General features: G+C 66.2%; 13 protein-coding genes and 1 riboswitch. Of the genes, 11 read left to right on the forward strand and 2 right to left on the reverse strand.

The features are described 5' to 3' along the window. Positions 1-8: 8 nt before the first annotated feature. Together E1956_RS36755 and E1956_RS36760 are read right to left on the reverse strand one after the other, a co-directional pair. A complete protein-coding gene (locus tag E1956_RS36755; protein WP_134758283.1) occupies positions 9-914 on the reverse strand; it encodes a LysR family transcriptional regulator in 906 nt (301 codons plus the stop codon). A gap of 119 nt (positions 915-1,033) precedes the next feature. After that, positions 1,034-2,266: a TetR/AcrR family transcriptional regulator gene (locus E1956_RS36760; protein ID WP_134758284.1), complete on the reverse strand. Its 1,233-nt coding sequence runs from the start codon at positions 2,264-2,266 to the stop codon at positions 1,034-1,036. Positions 2,267-2,487: 221 nt separating this feature from the next. Here E1956_RS36760 and E1956_RS36765 point away from each other — a divergent pair, with 221 nt between their 5' ends. From E1956_RS36765 to atzF, 11 genes are all read left to right on the forward strand, one after another. Then, positions 2,488-4,944 carry a TonB-dependent receptor gene (locus E1956_RS36765; RefSeq protein ID WP_134758285.1) on the forward strand — a complete coding sequence of 819 codons (2,457 nt, stop codon included), beginning with the start codon at positions 2,488-2,490 and terminating at the stop codon, positions 4,942-4,944. Positions 4,945-4,958: 14 nt separating this feature from the next. Then, positions 4,959-5,753 (forward strand): tyrosine-protein phosphatase, encoded by a 795-nt coding sequence (locus E1956_RS36770; RefSeq protein ID WP_134758286.1) that lies wholly within the window; start codon positions 4,959-4,961, stop codon positions 5,751-5,753. Positions 5,754-5,756: 3 nt separating this feature from the next. Next, complete coding sequence (locus E1956_RS36775) at positions 5,757-7,106, forward strand: MFS transporter (RefSeq protein WP_134758287.1); 1,350 nt, start codon at positions 5,757-5,759, stop codon at positions 7,104-7,106. Positions 7,107-7,134: 28 nt separating this feature from the next. Continuing rightward, entirely contained in the window at positions 7,135-8,013 is an 879-nt protein-coding gene (locus tag E1956_RS36780) for a metallophosphoesterase (RefSeq protein ID WP_167760247.1), read from the forward strand. Then, positions 8,010-8,783 carry a tonB-system energizer ExbB gene (gene exbB, locus E1956_RS36785; protein WP_134758289.1) on the forward strand — a complete coding sequence of 258 codons (774 nt, stop codon included), beginning with the start codon at positions 8,010-8,012 and terminating at the stop codon, positions 8,781-8,783. The genes E1956_RS36780 and exbB overlap by 4 nt, the downstream gene beginning before the upstream one ends. Before the next feature lie 5 nt (positions 8,784-8,788). Beyond that, the gene (locus E1956_RS36790) at positions 8,789-9,217 is read left to right on the forward strand and encodes an ExbD/TolR family protein (protein WP_197733011.1); all 429 of its coding nucleotides are present in this window, start codon (positions 8,789-8,791) and stop codon (positions 9,215-9,217) included. Continuing rightward, positions 9,204-9,899 (forward strand): energy transducer TonB, encoded by a 696-nt coding sequence (locus E1956_RS36795; protein WP_167760248.1) that lies wholly within the window; start codon positions 9,204-9,206, stop codon positions 9,897-9,899. Before E1956_RS36790 ends, E1956_RS36795 begins: the two co-directional genes overlap by 14 nt. 449 nt (positions 9,900-10,348) lie before the next feature. Further along, positions 10,349-10,483: riboswitch (guanidine-I (ykkC/yxkD leader) on the forward strand. 56 nt (positions 10,484-10,539) lie between these two features. Then, complete coding sequence (locus E1956_RS36800; RefSeq protein ID WP_134758291.1) at positions 10,540-11,304, forward strand: urea amidolyase associated protein UAAP1; 765 nt, start codon at positions 10,540-10,542, stop codon at positions 11,302-11,304. A 10-nt stretch (positions 11,305-11,314) separates the two neighbouring features. After that, entirely contained in the window at positions 11,315-11,968 is a 654-nt protein-coding gene (locus tag E1956_RS36805; protein ID WP_134758292.1) for an urea amidolyase associated protein UAAP2, read from the forward strand. Beyond that, entirely contained in the window at positions 11,968-15,624 is a 3,657-nt protein-coding gene (uca, locus tag E1956_RS36810) for an urea carboxylase (RefSeq protein WP_134759568.1), read from the forward strand. The genes E1956_RS36805 and uca overlap by 1 nt, the downstream gene beginning before the upstream one ends. Further along, on the forward strand, positions 15,615-17,462 hold the full coding sequence (atzF, locus tag E1956_RS36815; RefSeq protein WP_134758293.1) for an allophanate hydrolase: 1,848 nt from the start codon (positions 15,615-15,617) through the stop codon (positions 17,460-17,462). The genes uca and atzF overlap by 10 nt, the downstream gene beginning before the upstream one ends. Positions 17,463-17,479: the final 17 nt, after the last annotated feature.

Below are 17,479 nucleotides of genomic sequence, written 5' to 3' on the forward strand. Positions count from 1 at the left end.
GGCCCGGATCAAGCCTCTGCCTGGCTGGAGCGCGCGAGCGCCGCTTTAACGAAAGCGCGTACGGCGGGGGAGAGTTCCCGCCGGCGGCTTGCCAATGCGAGGTGGACGGGAAACGCGAAGTCCGCGATGGGCTTGTAGCACAGGCCGGGCTGCGTGATGCAGGACATCGATGCGGGCACCACGGCGACGCCATAGCCGGCGGACGCCAGACCGAGCCCGGAGATGAAGTCCCGCACGCGATAGTCGAGGAAGGCCGCGAAACCGCCAGCCGTGCCGAGCGCGGAGAGCACCTCGCCGAATCCCTCGTCCTCGTCGAATTGAGGCGAAATGAAGCTCTGGTCCTTCAGGTCGCGCGCAACCAGCTTGCGGCGCGTCGCCAGCGGATGCGTGTCGGCCATCGCCACCATGAGGTGCTCGGTATGGACGATCGTGGCCACAATGCCCGGCGGATATTGGCGCCTCGGCCGCACGATGCCGATATCGATTTCGCCGCCGTCGAACGCCTGAAACTGGCGTGGCGTTTCCATCGGCACGACCTCGACGCGCACATTCGGATGGGAAATACGGAAATCGCGCAGCATGCCGGACAGGGCGCCGCTAGACACGCCCGACGCCACGTAGCCGATCCGCACAATGCCCGCGAGGCCTCGGGCCGCCAGCCGGCCTATCTGGTCCGCGCGTTCGATATGGCGCAATGCCGCTATGGCTTCGGCATGGAAGAGGCGCCCGGCGTCGGTGAGGGTGACGGGCTGGCGCTTGTTGCGGTTGAGCAGGCGCACGCCGAGGTCTTGTTCGAGGCGCTGAATCTGGGCGCTCAAGGCGGACTGGGCGACATTCAGGCGATCGGCCGCCCGCGCGAAGTGCAACTCCTCGACCACGGCAGTGAAGTATCTGAGCTGGCGAGCGTCGATCATTTAATCGGAGATCGTGCTTAAAGAATTTGAGTCGTGGTCAAAATATTATCAAAAAAACTGACATGGATTCCTTGTTGCCGGCGCGGTCGCATAAGGGGGTACAAGGAAGCCTGACCTTTCTATAGCCGACCCGTCGAAAACCGTTGCTCGGCTTCCGCGAAGCGGCTGTGCAGGCACTGCTCCCGTCGTTTCCCTGTCCAGCACGCCTGCGCCAGCAACGTCGCACCGACCGTCCACACGGAAAACGCATGGACGCTGAAGTCGGTGGCGTTGAGTTCGTCCTGATCGCTCCATTCCGGGTGCAAATAGTAGACGCCTCGCGTCATGCGCGTGCGCCACGCGAAGTCCGCGAGCTCGCTGTCGTACGCCGCGGCGATGATGGTTTCCAGCGAAGCCACATAGGCGGGTTTCGCGCCCGCACCCGTATCGATCACCACGTTCAGCGTGGCGCGGGTGGGCGAGGTCGTCGCCGGGACGGGGGCGGTGGCGAACCGGTCGTGAATATAGCGGTAGGCGCCGTATAGCAGATCGTTCTTCGAACGAAAGTGGTAGCTCACCAGCGAGGGGGCAATCTGCGCTTCTTTCGCAACGGCTCGATGGGTCAATTCCGCCGGCCCGTGCTCCGCGAGGATGCGAGCGCTGGCCGCGAGGATCACGTCGCGCGCGTGCGCGGTGCGGCCGCCTTGCGATGCCTGGTTCTCCTGATGACGTTCGCGCAGCACCTGTGATGCGCAGTATCGGAACCAGGCAGGGCATTGGGCGCGAGACTGCCCGATGGCGACGCGAAATCCGTGCTCCACGAGTTCGGCGTTGAGGATCGGGATCATCGGATGCCGGCGGCAGCCGAGCGAAAGCAGCTCCACGCCGGTGAGGTATTCGAGCAGGAACCGCGCGTCGCGTCGCGGCGCCGCAACCGTGCCGGCCAGCGCCTGGGCCAGCACCGCCTGGCGCCGGCTTGCCCAGCGACGCGCCATCGATCGCGCGCCGTCGCGCCGGGCGATGCTGGCGAGCGCGGCCACGCGCGCCAGGGTGTCGGATGCATTCGCGCCGCACGAGTCGGCGATCAGCGCGCAGGCAATGGCCTGCGCCCCCTCCATGCCCCGCGGTCCCAGTGCCGGCAACACGGTGCCAAGCTGGGCGAGACGCGCTGCGTCGCGTTCGAGCGCGGCGTCGTGCAGGGCGAGCAGCAAATCCTCCTTGGCGGGGAAGTGGCGCTGCACCGTGGGCGCGGACAGGCCTGCCGCGGCCGCCACGTTTCTAATGGTGACGGCCGTCTCGCCCGACGTACCGAGGATCGTCATGCCGGCTGCGATCAGTTTGCTGACGGTTTCTGCCTGCTGTGGAAGCCCCAACGTCCGTTCTCCTTGTGAAAAGATCGGCGCGCGTGATGCGCAAAATAACTAGGTGCAACTGTATCTTCAGTGTATCGAAAAATCAACTATCGCCATGAATTTAAGTGGTTTTTATATGTTTAACAGGAAATTCTAACTTGGTACAACCGTAACATTGCCGTCACGATCACCCGCTAAAGTGCGTGGCACTTCGCAACTGTCCGTATGCCCAAGGAGTGATCGTGTTGAAGGCAGCACCCCAATCCGGAAAGCGGCACACTCGCCGCGGCTGTGCCCCCGTCACGCTGTCCGTTACCGCCATTGCCTGGGCCGTCGCCATGGCCGGTTCGGCAGCTGCGAACGCCGACGAAACCAAAACCGACGATTCGGAGAACATCGTCGTCACCGCGCAAAAGCGCGAGCAAAAGCTCAGCGACGTGTCGGCGTCCGTCTCGGCCGTGTCTGGCAAGTTCATCCAGCAGCAGCAGGTCCAGAGCCTGTCCACGCTGTCGAACTACGTACCGAACTTCACGTACACGAAGGAGAGCGACGTCGACATCATCACGATCCGCGGTCTGGGGACCGCGGGCGGCGATACGCTCGAAAGCTCGGTCGGTGTCTATGTCGATGGCGTTTATCTGCCGAAGGCGCGCGACGCGATGTTCCCGCTGTACGACCTCGACCACGTCGAAGTGCTGCGCGGGCCCCAGGGCGCGCTGTTCGGCAAGAACACGATCGCCGGCGTCATCAACATCGAGACCGCCCGCCCGACCGACTACTGGACCGGCTACGTTCAGGCCAGCTATGGCTCGTATGCCTCGACGGAGGAGACGGCTGTCCTCTCGGGGCCGCTTTCACCCGTGCTGAGCATGCGCGTTGCCGCCTACCACCGGCAGAGCGACGGCTATATCGAGAACGAAACGCCGGATCACTACGACGGTGGCGGCTACAACACGAACGCCGGCCGCCTGACGCTCGATCTGCATCCGAACTCGCAGTTCAAGCTGACCGGCAAGCTCGAATTCCTTGACGACAAGGAGCTGGGTGTCGGCCGCGAGCTGCAATATATCGGCCCGAAGGATCTCGCCAACCCCGCGTTTCAGGGCATTCCGTCCGGCCAGCTCTATCGCCAGATTTCGAACCAGACGGGCCTCTTCGACGTGGACAACACGCAAGGGCCGCAAGCATGGCTCAGCGCGCTGAACGCCAGCTATCGCTTCGATTCCGGCTACACGCTTTCGGCGACCGCGGGCTATTCGCACTTCGACAACCGCATCAGCTATGCGGACGCGCTGCCGATCAACACGATCGTCCAGAACGATCCGATGACCCTCGCGACGAAGAACATCGAAATTCGCCTCGCCTCGCCCGACGACAAGCCGTTCCGCTTCATCACCGGTTTCTACGCGGATCAGACCACGCTGAACTACACGGGCTACAGCGCGCTGAATTTCGCGAGCGTCGGCAACGCCATCCAGAGCGCGCTGCTCGCGCGCGGCATACCGGCGGCCCTGCTGCCGAACGCTGCCGGACTCGCGGCCGCCAATACGGTCGTGACGCCGGGCAACGGCTTCAGTGAGAACTCGCACTCATGGGCGCTGTTCGGCGAGGCGAGCTATCGCTTCCAGCCGGCATGGACGATCGTTGGCGGCTTGCGCTTCTCGCAGGACTCGGTCTCGATGAATCAGTATTTCAACCCGACCGATGCGAACGGCTTTGCGCTCGGTTCCGTGGCCAGCCTCAGCAGCGTGCTGCCGAAGCCGAATGCGCTCGTGGCGCCGGGCCTCACCATCGCACAGCTGCTTTCGAAGACCTACACCGGCGTCTACAACACGATCTTCAGCCCGGCCGGCACGCCCGCCATCAATCAGTCGGAGACGGAGGATTCCGTCACGCCGTCCGTGCGGCTCGAGTATCGCCCGCGTCCGGCCACGCTTCTCTACGGTGTCGTGCAGACCGGCTTCAAGCAGGGCGGCTATGCGCCCGGAACGTCGGTTTCCACGCTCAACAATTTCGGCCCCGAAAAGGCGCTGGCCTTCGAGCTCGGCACGAAAACCCAGCTCGGTCCGGCCGACGTGTCGGTGGCGCTGTTCCGCACGCAGTTTCGCGATTTGCAGGTGTCGGCGATCAACGCCGAAGGCACCACGGACACGATGAACGCGGCCGGCGCGGTGTCGCAGGGGATCGAGTTGGGCACGCACTGGCATGTGACGTCCCACTGGAGCTTGAGCGCCGATTACGCGTACCTCGACGCGCACTACACCAATTTCGACAACGCGCCCTGTTCGATCGACCAGCTGCTCGCGTCGAAAACGTCGGTGTGCAGCCAGAACCTGTCCGGCCGCCCGCTCCTGAATGCGCCCCCGAGCAGCTTTTCCGGCACCGTCGAATACCACACGACGTTCCAGCCCGGCTTCGAATTCAGCGCGGCCTTCACGGGCACCTACAAGTCCTCCTACTACACGGAGGTGTCCGATTCGAGCGAGCTGATGGCCGACGCGATGCCGCTCTTCGACATCCGCATCGCACTCGGCCGGCCGACGCAGCACTGGACGGCGGCACTGCTCGTGCACAACCTGTTCAATCGCCAGGGCGCGCTGATGGGACAACGGCCGTCGCTCGTGGCCGATCCTTCGACCTACATGGTCGTACCCAACGAACCGCGGATGATCATCGGTCAACTCCGCTACGAAATGTAATCACGCTGACTACCATGAACGATATGAATTCGGATTCCGAACAGATAGAAATGGTGCGCGCTGCCGCGCCGAATTTCCGCGATCTCGGCGGCTATGCGGCAGGTGTCGATCTCGTGACGCGCTCCGGCTGTATCTACCGCTCGAGCGATCTGTCGCGGTGCGGCGCGCCGCAGTGGGATGCACTGCGCGAGCTCGGCCTGCAAACCGTGATCGACCTTCGCGATGCGAACGAGGTTCACGAAAGCGGGGGCGAGCTGTCTCCCGGCATCGAGCGCATCGCGATCGAGTTCCACCCGAGCCAGTTGCCGTGCGCGCAGGGCAAGTCGCCCGCCGAGGCTCCGTACGCGCTCGACGCGGATTTCATGATCGACATGTATCGCGATCTGGTGCGCCATCGTCAGGCGCAGTTCCAGCAAGTGGTCGTGCATGTCGCGCGTGCGGCCAGCGGTCCCGTCCTGCTTCATTGCACGGCGGGCAAGGACCGGACCGGTATCGCCGTCGCGCTGCTGCTGGAGGCGATCGGCGTGGGCCGGGACCAGGTCGTTGCCGACTATCTGCAATCGAATGCGGCGATGCAGGCCATCGTGGCTGCGCGACGCGCGGCACGCCCGGACGCCGACGCATCGCACACGGCCGCCGACGCGCAGCGGGCGATGCCGCTGCTGCTTGCGGACGAACGCTACATCCGTGCGGCGCTGGAAACGGTGGACGCGGAATTCGACGGCGCGCTGGCGTATCTCTCGTCCGACAGCGAAGCCCGGCGCGGCATCGACGCGCTGCGCGCGTCCTGGCTCGGCGAAGGCGAGTAAATCATGCGAACCGTACCGTTATCGCGGCTCACGAACCGGCAACTGGTGTCGATGGGGCTGCCGTCGTTCGTCTCGGCTTCGCTGTTCGTGCCGCTGTCCTTCCTGATCCAGCCGTTTTACGCCGATACGCTGGGGCTCGGCCTCGCGGTCGTCGGGCAGATCCTGATGTTCGGCCGATTCCTCGACGTGCTGATCGATCCCGTGGTGGGCTGGATGAGCGATCACACGCACACGCGCTGGGGCCGCCGGCGTCCGTGGCTGTTCGCGAGCGTGCCGCTGCTCGTCGCCGGCATCTGGCTGCTGTTTTCGCCGGCCCGCCCCGTGACGCCGCTTTATTTGCTCGGTGCGCTGACGGTGTTCTACGTTGGCGTGACAGTGTTCCTGATCCCCTATCACGCATGGGGCGCGGAAATCTCGAACGACTACCACGAGCGTTCGCGCATCGTCGCGATGATGATGTGGATGACCGCCGCCGCGGTACCGTTGACGGCGTTGCTGCCCAGCATGCTCGAACGCGTCCTGCACCGCGACATGGCGGGCCAGCTGCATGCGCTGGCGCTGCTCTATGTCGTGCTCACGCCCGCGGCCGTCGTGGGTCTGCTCGCGTACGTGCCCGAGGTGCAGGCCACGGCCACGCGTCGCACACGAAGCGTCGCCGCCGCGCTCAGGCATTACGCGCATTGGCTCAGGCAGCCGGACTTCCTGCGCGTGGGCGTGCTCAACGCGCTGATCGGCTGCTCGGAAGCCGCGAATACGGGCCTCTACGTGTTCTTCGTCATGTATGCGCTGCGCCTCGACCGCTGGGCGACCAGCCTGCTGTTCGTGCAGACGGTGGTGGGCCTCGTGTCGATTCCGCTGTGGCTGCGCGTGACGCGCCGGCTCGGCAAGTCGAAAGCGCTGCGGGTCGTGCTCGTTATCGATACGCTCGTGCCGCTTTCCGCGCTGCTGATTCCGGCTGGGCATTTGGCGCCGCTCGTCGTGTTCATGGTCATGCGCGGCCTGACGTGGGGTGCGGAGTACATGATTCTGCGCTCCGTGGTGGCCGATCAGATCCACCGTCATGCCGAGCAGACCGGCGACGACAGCGCGGCCACTTCATTCGCCGTGTTTCAGCTTGGGCAGAAGATCGCCGGCGCGGTCGCGATCGGCATCATCTACTGGACGCTGTCGCGCCTCGGTTTCGATCCGGCGCACGGCCGCCTGGCCGGCAACGAGATCGTGCGTGTCGCGTTCGCGGTGCTGCCTGCCATCTTCACCGGCGTGTCGCTGCTGCTGTCGCGCGGCATCGAGCCCGCCCAACCGGAAGCCAGCATTGCGCAAGGATGCGCCCATGCCGGCGAAGTCCTTCAATAACCACTCACCTGATTCCCGCACAACCACCATGTTCATCGTTCAGTTGACCGATCTTCACGTCGTCGAACCCGGCACGCTGGGCCACAACGGCACCGACAATACGAAGTATGTGGCGCACGCACTGAGCCGGGTCGGCGCGCTCGAACCGAAACCGCGCGCCGTCGTGCTGACCGGCGATCTGGCGGATCACGGCAGCGTGGCCGAATACGCCGCGCTGCGCGCCATGCTGGACGAAATCGACGTTCCGGCGTATCTGGCGCTCGGCAATCACGACAATCGCGCCAATTTCCTCGAAGTGTTCGGCAACGAACCCTATATGGCGCAGCGCGGCGCATTCGTGCAATACCGCGTGAATCTCGGCGATCTCGATCTGCTCGTGCTCGACACGCTGCAGGAAGGCAAGATCGCGGGACATTTCTGCGACGAGCGGCTCGCGTGGCTCGCAGACGACCTCGCCGCGCACCGCGATCGCCCGACCCTCGTCGCGCTGCATCACCCGCCGATCGATGGCCTTTCCCAGCTCGAATTCTTCGAGAAGGGCGGTGACTGGTATCACGCGCTGCTCGATACGCTCGGCACGCACGACAACATCATCGGCATCATGGCCGGACATACGCACCGCAGCGCGTCGACCACGACGCAGGGCATCCCGCTGCTCGTCGGGCCGGCCGCCTGCGGGTATCAGGCGCATATGAGCCTCGACTGGACCCGCCTCGACGTCACGCTGGCCTTCGAGGCCCCGACGATGTACCTGCACCGCTATGCCGATGCGCGGATCACGAGCCACCTGATTCCTGCCAGCGCCGAGTTCTCCACGCTGCGCCCGCCGTACGCAGAGCATCTGGAGAAGCTGGTCGATTCGATGCAGGCCCCCGATGTCAATCTTTCGCAAGGAGTACTGAAATGAAGCGTAGTGATCCAGTATTCGCCGCCGTGCTGGCGGGTGTGGCATCCACGTGTGCGCATGCGCAGACGGAGCTGGCGCCGGTGCCGCACCTGAACGTCATCGAGATGTTCCGCCACGCCGACATGCTCGTGCAGAGCGTGATGCTGTTTCTCATCCTGTGCTCGGTCGTCACCTGGGCGGTCATGGCGGAGAAGTCGGTCGTGCTCGGGCGCGCGCAACGGCGCTCGCGCCAGTTCATCGCGAGCATTCGCGGCGTGCGGGCCGTCGAGGACATTGCGAAGCGGACCGCGGACGTTGCCCCTTCGCCCGTCGGCAAGATGTGGCATGTCGCGAAGGAGGAATGGGACATGTTCCAGGCCAATCGCCGCGGCGCGGCGATCACGCCGCATCAGGCCGACAATCTGATGTCGCGCATGGTCGTGGCCGCGACGCTCGCTCAGGAGCGCGAAATGCAGGAACTGTCGCGCTCGATGGGCATCCTCGCGACCATAGGCTCGACTGCGCCGTTCATCGGCCTGTTCGGCACGGTGTGGGGCATCCTGAACAGCTTCATCGGCATTGCGGCGAGCCACGCGACGAGCCTCTCGGTCGTCGCGCCCGGGATTGCCGAAGCGCTGCTCGCCACCGCAATCGGGCTGTTCGCGGCGATTCCGGCCGTGATGATCTACAACAAGTTCGCGCGCCAGATCAGCCAGATCACCGGCACGCTCGACAGCTTCCAGGGCGAACTGTCCACCATCGTGTCGCGTGAGATGGAGGTGATCGGATAATGGGCATGACCGTCGGGGGCAACGGCCCCATCAAGCGCCACGCGTATCAGCAGAACGCGGAAATGAACGTCACGCCGTTCGTGGACGTGATGCTCGTGCTGCTCATCATCTTCATGGTCGCGGCGCCGCTCGCCACGGTCAGCGTGCCGGTGGATCTGCCGCCGGCCACCGACAAGGCGCCGCCTCCGCCGCCCGTCGAACCCGTCTACGTTTCGCTGCAGAAAGACGGCTCGCTGTTCATCGGCGAGCGTCACGTGGATGCCGCGAATCTGGTGGCCGAAGTGACGCGGGCCGCGAAGGGCGATCGCTCGCAGCGGATCTTCGTGCGCTGCGATCAACGCTTGATGTACGGAAAGCTGATGGATGTGATGAACCGTCTTCAGGATGCAGGCTATGACAAGGTTGGACTGGTGGCCGAGGATGTTGAGCATTGACTTCGCTTCGTTGCGGGAGATCCGATCCATGCGCGCCAGCGTGCTTGCCGGCTCGATGCTGTGTCATGCGCTGCTTCTGCTCGCATTGATGCATGCGGGCCGCCCCGCGGTCGAGGCGCCGCCGAGGACGATCGAGATCCAGATGATCGCTCCGCCGCCCCCGCCGCCGGTCCCGGTGCCCCCGCCGAAGCCGGTGCCGAGGGCGGTGGCCAAGCCGGCGCCGAAGCTGCCGGCGGCAGCGCCGCCACGGCCCGCCATCCAGCCGCGCCGGGCGGCCCCGCAGCCGACACCGGTGCAGCCAGCGCCGTTTGCCCCCGCGCAACCGACGCAGACGGCCGGGCCGCCTTCGACGGCCGTGCCGGTGGCAGCGGCAGTGCCGGCTGCGACGGCGCCGTCCGTTCCGGACACGGAGGTTAGCGCGAGGCCGATCGCCGGCAAGCCGCTCGTCTATCCGCCCCGGATGCGGGATCAGGAGCACGAGGGCAGCGTGGACTTCGACTGTGCGATCGAAGCGGATGGATCAACGTCTGATTGCCACCTGGTGTCCGTCGAAGGCGGCGACGACTTCGTCGAGTCGGCGCGCAACTATCTGCAAGCCGCGCGATACCGGCCGGCGACTCACAACGGCGTGTCGGTGCGTCAGGCGCATCACAAAATCCATGTCGAGTTTCGACTGGATTGACGCGAATGGCGGTCTCAGTCCCGGACTCGCCGTTCCGTCCGCGGTATCTCGCACGCGCATTCAGGTCGCTTCAACTCGATGAAGCGCGAGGCCATGATCTCGTAGAGCAGGCGGCGAAGGCGGGCAAGCAATGGCATGAGAGCACTCCAGATGACGGTCTATCGGGCAGGAATGCAATCGCCATGCCATCGCGCAAGCCCTGCCTGCGGCCCCGGCGGCTGAGCCTCGATGCTTCGACGTGGTGCAGTGTCTTCATGGCGGTGCACTGCACGCCCCGCGAGCGCGCGCCAATCAACTGCAAGCTTTGTAAGTGCCGCTCGAACTTTCCGCGCGGCACGCCGAGACGCGTACAGCCCGCCGGCCTGTGCGCGTTTTCGGATCGGCCTCTCGTTGTGCTGGCATGGATCTGGCTTATCTGTGCCGCGAGAGGTGCGAAGCAATTTGCATCATCTTAGGATCGCTAGGGTTCCGGTCGCCGTGCAGTCTCGCGTGCGATGCCTGGTCCGAGAGCAATCCGGTCTCGTCTCCCACCTTGATGGCAAGGCGGCGGCGGGGCTCCACGGAGGGATAAAAGCCCGGGAGGTCGCGATGTCGTTCGGTCGCCCTCTCACGCTTTTTCCTTTCGACACCAGGAGCCTCCATGCCGTCCCGTTACTCCTCCGATCTTGCGGCGTTGCCGCCCATCGTCACGCCGCTGTGGACCACCGTGATTCCCGCGGGCGCGCACTGGTCCGGCGTATTGCGCCGTGGACTTGCGCTGCGCATCGTCGATATCGAAGGCGGCGCGAATCTTTCGGCCGTCTTCCATCGCCAGGAAGATCCGCTCGAGCGCTACAACATGGCGGACACGCTCAAGGCGCAGCACACGGCGCATTTCACCCAGGGCCACGCGCTCTATAGCGACATGGGCCGCGTGATCGCCTCGATCACCGGCGACACGCTGGGCTGGCACGATCCGTTGGGTGGCGTGGGCGACGCCGTGCTGTTCTCACGCAAATATGGCGAGACGCACTACCAGACGCATCGCAACGACATGATCCGCAACGGCCGCGACAGCCTCGTGCTCGAACTCGCGAAATACGGCCTCTCGGGGCGCGACCTCGCCGCGAACGTGAACTTCTTCAGCAAGGTGGCCGTGGCCGACGACGGCGCACTCGCGTATGTGTCAGGGCACTCGCCGGCGGGCGCCGCGTTCGATCTGCGCTTCGAGATGAACACGCTCGCTGCGTTTTCGACCGCGCCGCATCCGCTCGATCCACGCAGCGACTACGCGCCGAAGCCCGTGAAGCTGATCGCATGGCGCGCCTATCCCGCCGACTCGACGGCCCCAACCGACGATCCGTGCCGCACCGCGTGCCCAGAAAACGGCCGTGGCTTCGAAAACACCGACCGCCTGTTCGCCTGAGGGAACCGCCATGACCATCATCGAAAGCACGCGCGACGCGCGCGATGCACGTTACGACTTCACGCTGCGCGCCGGCGAGCCGTGGCTCTACGATCTCAAGCGCGGCGAGACGCTGCGCATCGTCGACCTCGAAGGCAATCAGGCCGTCGACACGCTCTTCTACAGCAGCGCCGATCCTACCGAGCGCTACAGCGCGCAGGACACGATTCGCACGCAAGGCAACCTGTATCTCACGGCAGGCAGCGTGCTGATGTCGAACCAGAACAACGCACTCCTGACCATCGTCGCCGATACGTGCGGGCGCCACGACACCCTGGGCGGCGCGTGCGCGGCGGAGAGCAACACGGTGCGCTACGCGCTCGACAAGCGCCACATGCATAGCTGCCGTGACAGCTTCCTCAACGCGATCACGCATTGCACCTGCGGCGCGGGCGCGCGGCTCACGAAGCGCGACATCGTCAGCAACATCAACTTCTTCATGAATGTGCCGGTCACGCCGCAGGGCGGCCTCACGTTCGAAGACGGCATTTCCGCACCGGGCAAGTACGTGGAGGTGCGCGCGGAACAGGACGTAACCGTGCTGATCTCGAACTGCCCTCAGTTGAATAATCCCTGCAACGGCTACAACCCCACGCCGGTGCGCCTCCTCGTCTGGGAGGCATGATGGCGTTCGACAAGATCCTCATTGCCAATCGCGGCGAGATTGCGTGCCGCGTGATTCGCACGCTCAAGCGGCTCGGCATCGCATCGGTGGCGGTTTATTCCGAAGCGGACCGCCATGCGATGCACGTGATGCTCGCCGACGAGGCCGTCTGCATCGGCCCGGCGCCCGTGGCCGCGAGCTATCTGAACGCAGAGGCCATACTCGAAGCCGCGCGGCGCACGGGGGCGCAGGCGGTGCACCCGGGCTACGGTTTCCTGTCCGAGAATGCCGCGTTCGCGCAGGCCTGCGAAGCGGCGGGCATCCGCTTCATCGGCCCGCGTCCGGAGCAGATGAAGGTGTTCGGTCTCAAGCACACGGCGCGCGAAATTGCCCAGGCGAATGGCGTGGCGCTGCTGCCGGGCACAGGGCTTTTGCCCGACGTGGATGCGGCGCTCGAAGCGGCGCGCTCGCTCGGCTATCCGGTCATGCTCAAGAGCACGGCGGGCGGCGGCGGAATCGGCATGTCGCTGTGCCGCGACGCCGCGCAGCTCGAAGCGGCCTTCGCTTCGGTCGCTCGGCTTGGCGAGACCAACTTCGCGAATGCGGGCGTGTACCTCGAAAAGTTCGTCGGCAATGCACGCCATATCGAGGTGCAGGTGTTCGGCGACGGCGCGGGCAACGTGATCGCGTTGGGCGAGCGCGACTGCTCGGTCCAGCGGCGCAACCAGAAGGTGATCGAGGAAACGCCCGCGCCGGGCCTCACCGACGCGGAGCGCAGCGCGCTGCACGCAACGGCCGTGCGTCTCGCGAAGGCCGTGAACTATGCGTCGGCGGGTACGGTGGAGTTCGTGTTCGATGCCGATACGCGCGCGTTCTATTTCCTCGAGGTCAACACGCGCCTGCAGGTCGAGCATGGCGTGACCGAGGAAGTCACGGGCGTCGATCTCGTCGAATGGATGATTCGCGAGGCCGAGGGCACGCTCGCGCCGCTCGATACGCTGGTGCGCGAACCGCGTGGGGCCAGCATCCAGGTGCGTGTCTATGCTGAAGACCCGAACAAGCAGTTCCAGCCGAGCTCCGGCCAGCTCACCCATGTGGCCTTCGCGCCGCGCGTGCGCGTGGATACGTGGGTCGAGGCCGGCACCGAAGTCAGCGCGTTCTACGATCCGCTGCTCGCGAAGATCATCGCGACGGGCGCGACGCGCGAGGCCGCGCTGGTCCACCTCCGCGAGGCGCTGGGCGGCACGGAGCTTTACGGCATCGAAACGAATCTCGACTACCTGCGCGCGATTGCCGGATCGGCGACGTTCGCGGCCGGCGAGCAGACCACGGGCTTTCTGGGCCGCTTCGTGTTCGCGCCGCACACGATCGATGTGCTCGACGGCGGCGTGCAGACCACCGTGCAGCAGGCGCCGGGCAGACTCGGTTATTGGGATGTGGGCGTGCCGCCTTCGGGCCCGATGGATGACCTGTCGTTCCGGCTCGCGAACGAACTGATCGGCAACGCGCCCGAGGCCGCCGGACTCGAATTCACGATGGTGGGCGCGACGCTGCGTTTCAACACGGAGACGCTCTTCGTGCTGGGCGGCGCGCCGCTTGCCGCCACGCTCGACCGTGAGCCGGTGGCGCAGTGGCAGGTGGTGCGCGCGGGCGCGGGCAGCGTGCTCAAGCTCGGCGGCGTGACCGGCGCGGGCGTGCGCGCGTGTCTGGCCGTGAAGGGCGGGCTGCAGGTGCCGGACTATCTCGGCAGCAAGGCCACGTTCACGCTCGGCCAGTTCGGCGGCCACGCGGGCCGTGCGCTGCGCAAGGGGGACGTGCTGCACCTCGGGCCCGAGGCCGGACACGGCGAGGCTGGTGCGAAGCTCGACGCGGCGCGCGCTCCGCGCCTCACGCACGCGTGGGAACTCGCGGTGCTGGACGGCCCGCATGGTGCGCCCGACTTCCTCACGCCCGCCGACATGGCGATGCTCTACGAGGCAAGCTGGACCGTTCACTACAACTCCAGCCGCACGGGGGTGCGCCTGATCGGGCCCAAGCCGCAGTGGGCGCGCCCGGACGGCGGCGAGGCGGGGCTGCATCCGTCGAATATCCACGACAACGCCTATGCGATCGGCGCCGTGGACTTCACGGGCGACATGCCCGTGATTCTCGGTCCGGACGGCCCGAGCCTCGGCGGCTTCGTGTGTCCTGTCACGGTTGTCGCCGACGACCTCTGGAAGCTCGGGCAACTGCGTCCCGGCGATACGGTGCGATTCGTGCCCACCGCGGTGCCCACCCCGATGCCCGCGCCGGTACAAGCGTCCGTACCCACGCCCGCACCGGCGCCCGCCGAGCCCGCCCCGCACAACGGCGTGCGCGAGTGCGTGCTGTACAGCGACAGCCGCGCGGGCGATGGCGTGGGCGTGGTCTATCGCCGCTCGGGCGACCGCAATCTGCTGATCGAGTATGGGCCGCCCGTGCTCGACCTGAAGCTGCGCTTTCGTGTTCACGCGCTCATGAACTGGCTGGCCGATCATCGACTGCCGGGCATCATCGACCTCACGCCAGGCATCCGCTCGCTGCAGGTTCATTTCGACCACAAGCTGCTGTCGCGCGAGCGGCTGATCGAGCATCTTAAGGATGCCGAACGACAGCTTCCAGCCGTCGATGCGATGCGCGTGCCCAACCGTATCGTCCATCTGCCGCTTTCGTGGGACGACCCGTCCACGCGCGTGGCGATCGAGCGCTACATGCAGTCCGTGCGCCCCGACGCACCATGGTGCCCGAGCAATATCGAATTCATTCGGCGCATCAACGGGCTCGACAGTATCGAAGACGTGAAGCGCACGGTGTTCGACGCCCGCTATCTCGTGCTCGGGCTCGGCGACGTCTACCTGGGCGCCCCCGTCGCGACACCCGTCGATCCGCGCCACCGGCTCGTGACGACGAAGTACAACCCCGCACGGACGTGGACGCCCGAGAACGCGGTGGGCATCGGCGGCGCCTATCTGTGCGTCTATGGCATGGAGGGTCCCGGCGGCTACCAGTTCGTGGGCCGCACCGTGCAGATGTGGAACCGCTACAAGACCACCGCGGAATTCGAGGCGGGCAAGCCGTGGCTGCTGCGCTTTTTCGACGAGATCCGCTTTTACGAGGTGAGCGAAGCCGAGCTCGAGGCGTGGCGCAGCGACTTCGTGGCGGGACGCCGCCGCCTGCGCATCGAGGAGTCGGTGTTTGATCTCGGCGAATACGAGCGCTTCCTGCGCGACGAGGCCGCCTCGATCGCAACGTTCAAGGCCACGCAGCAGGCGGCGTTCGAAGCGGAGCGCGAGCGTTGGCGAGTGGCGGGGCAGGCCGGCTATGCGGGCGACTCCGGCGCGCAGGAAGCCGCGGAAGCGGGGGCGTCGAGCGATGCGTCCGCACTCGATGAGGACTGCCGTGCAATTGGCGCAGACGTGTCGGGTAGCGTGTGGAAGCTGCTCGTGGCCGAAGGTGAGCGTGTCGTGGAGGGTCAGGAAGTGGCGATTCTGGAGTCGATGAAGATGGAAGTGACGGTGGCCGCGAGCGCCGATGGCGTGATCGAGCGGCTCGACTGCGCGGCGGGGGATGCCGTCGTGGCGGGTCAGCGCCTGATGGTGATCCGCGCGGATGCCATGAACGCAAATGCCGTGAGCGGCGAGGAGGCCGCATGTCAATGAAACCGCAGACCCTGCCCGTTGAAACGATGTCGATTACCGCGCTGCGCGCGCGCTATCGGGATGGCACGCTGACGCCGGCGCAACTCGTCGCGCAGATCGCGGCCCGCACGGCGGGCGACGACCCCCATCGGGTCTGGATCCGGGCCCTGACGCGCGACGAGATGATGCGCTATGCCGATGCGCTGGCGGACAAGGATCCGGCCTCGCTGCCGCTCTATGGCATTCCGTTCGCGATCAAGGACAACATCGATCTCGCGGGCGTGCCGACCACGGCGGGCTGCCCCGAATTCGCCTACACGCCGGCGCAGAGCGCGCCCGTGGTCGAGCGGCTGATTGCGGCGGGCGCGATTCCCGTGGGCAAGACCAACCTCGACCAGTTCGCCACGGGCCTTTCGGGGCAGCGCTCGCCGTACGGCGCCTGCCGCAATGCGCTCGATCCTCGCTATGCGTCCGGCGGATCCAGTTCGGGCTCCGCCGTGGCGGTGGCGCTCGGGCTCGCCGCATTCTCGCTCGGGACGGACACGGCCGGATCGGGACGCGTGCCTGCTGCGTTTCATGGCCTCTTCGGCCTGAAGCCGACGAAAGGCGTGCTGAGCACGCTGGGCGTCGTGCCGGCGTGCCGCTCGCTCGACTGCGTGTCGATCTTCGCCCACACGGCGAACGACGCTCAACGTGTGTTCGACTGCGCGCGGGGCACGGCTGAGGGCGATCCGCATGCGCGCGAATGGACGCCACCGGCGGATGCGCGCTCGCGCGCTTCACTGCGCGGCGTGCGCTTTGGCGTACCGCGTACAACGCAGCTCGAGTTTTACGGCGATACGTCGTACGCGCAGGCGTTCGATGGCGCGCTGGCGAGGCTGCGCGCGGCCGGCGCGGAGCTGGTCGAGATCGACTTCGAGCCCTTTCTCGCCACCGCCCGGCTGCTCTATGAGGGGCCGTGGGTGGCCGAGCGCCTGGCCGCGATCCGGCCGTTCTTCGAGGCGCATCCCGACGCGCTGCATCCGGTCACGCGCGCCATTATCGACGGCGCCACGCGCTGGAGCGCCGCCGATGCGTTCGCGGCGTTCGACCGGCTCGCGACGCTGCGCGAGGCCGCGAGCCATGTCTGGACGCAGATCGACGCGCTCGTGACGCCCACGTCGCCCACCACGGCGACGGTGGAAGCGCTCGAGGCCGATCCCATCGGCGTGAATGCCCGATTCGGCTATTACACGAATTTCGTGAATCTCCTTGATCTTTCGGCGCTGGCTGTGCCGGCGGGTGCGGGCGGCGAGGGCGCACACGAGGGCAAGCCCTTCGGCGTGACGTTCGTGGGCCGCGCGCATGAAGACGCGCAACTGCTCGATCTCGCGCGGGCGTGGCTCGAGGAACCCGCCGAACCTGCGCCGGGTGCGAGCCGAGCGTTAGCCGGACCGGAGACGATCCGCGTCGCCGTGGTTGGCGCGCACCTGAGCGGCGAGCCGTTGAACGGACAGTTGACCGAACGTGGCGCGACGCTGCTTGGAACGACCACGACCGCACCGGCATATCGCCTCCACGTGCTACCGCAGCGCGACGTCAAGACACCCGCGAAGCCCGGCCTCCTCCGTGTGAATGAGGGCGGCGCGGCGATCGAGGTCGAGGTCTGGTCGATGCCGGCCGCCGCATTCGGTTCGTTCGTCGCGCTGATTCCCGCGCCGCTTGGCATCGGCACGCTCGAGCTCGCGAACGGCGAACCCGTGCTCGGCTTCCTGTGCGAACACGCGGCGCTGGAAGGCACAGCCGATATCACCGGCTACGGCGGCTGGCGCGCCTGGCGCGCGCATGAGGCCGCTGGCCTCGCCGAGGCCGGGGCGTAACGAAATCATCAGTTATC

Source organism: Paraburkholderia pallida, from assembly GCF_004524855.1.
GTDB classification, from domain to species: domain Bacteria; phylum Pseudomonadota; class Gammaproteobacteria; order Burkholderiales; family Burkholderiaceae; genus Paraburkholderia; species Paraburkholderia oxyphila.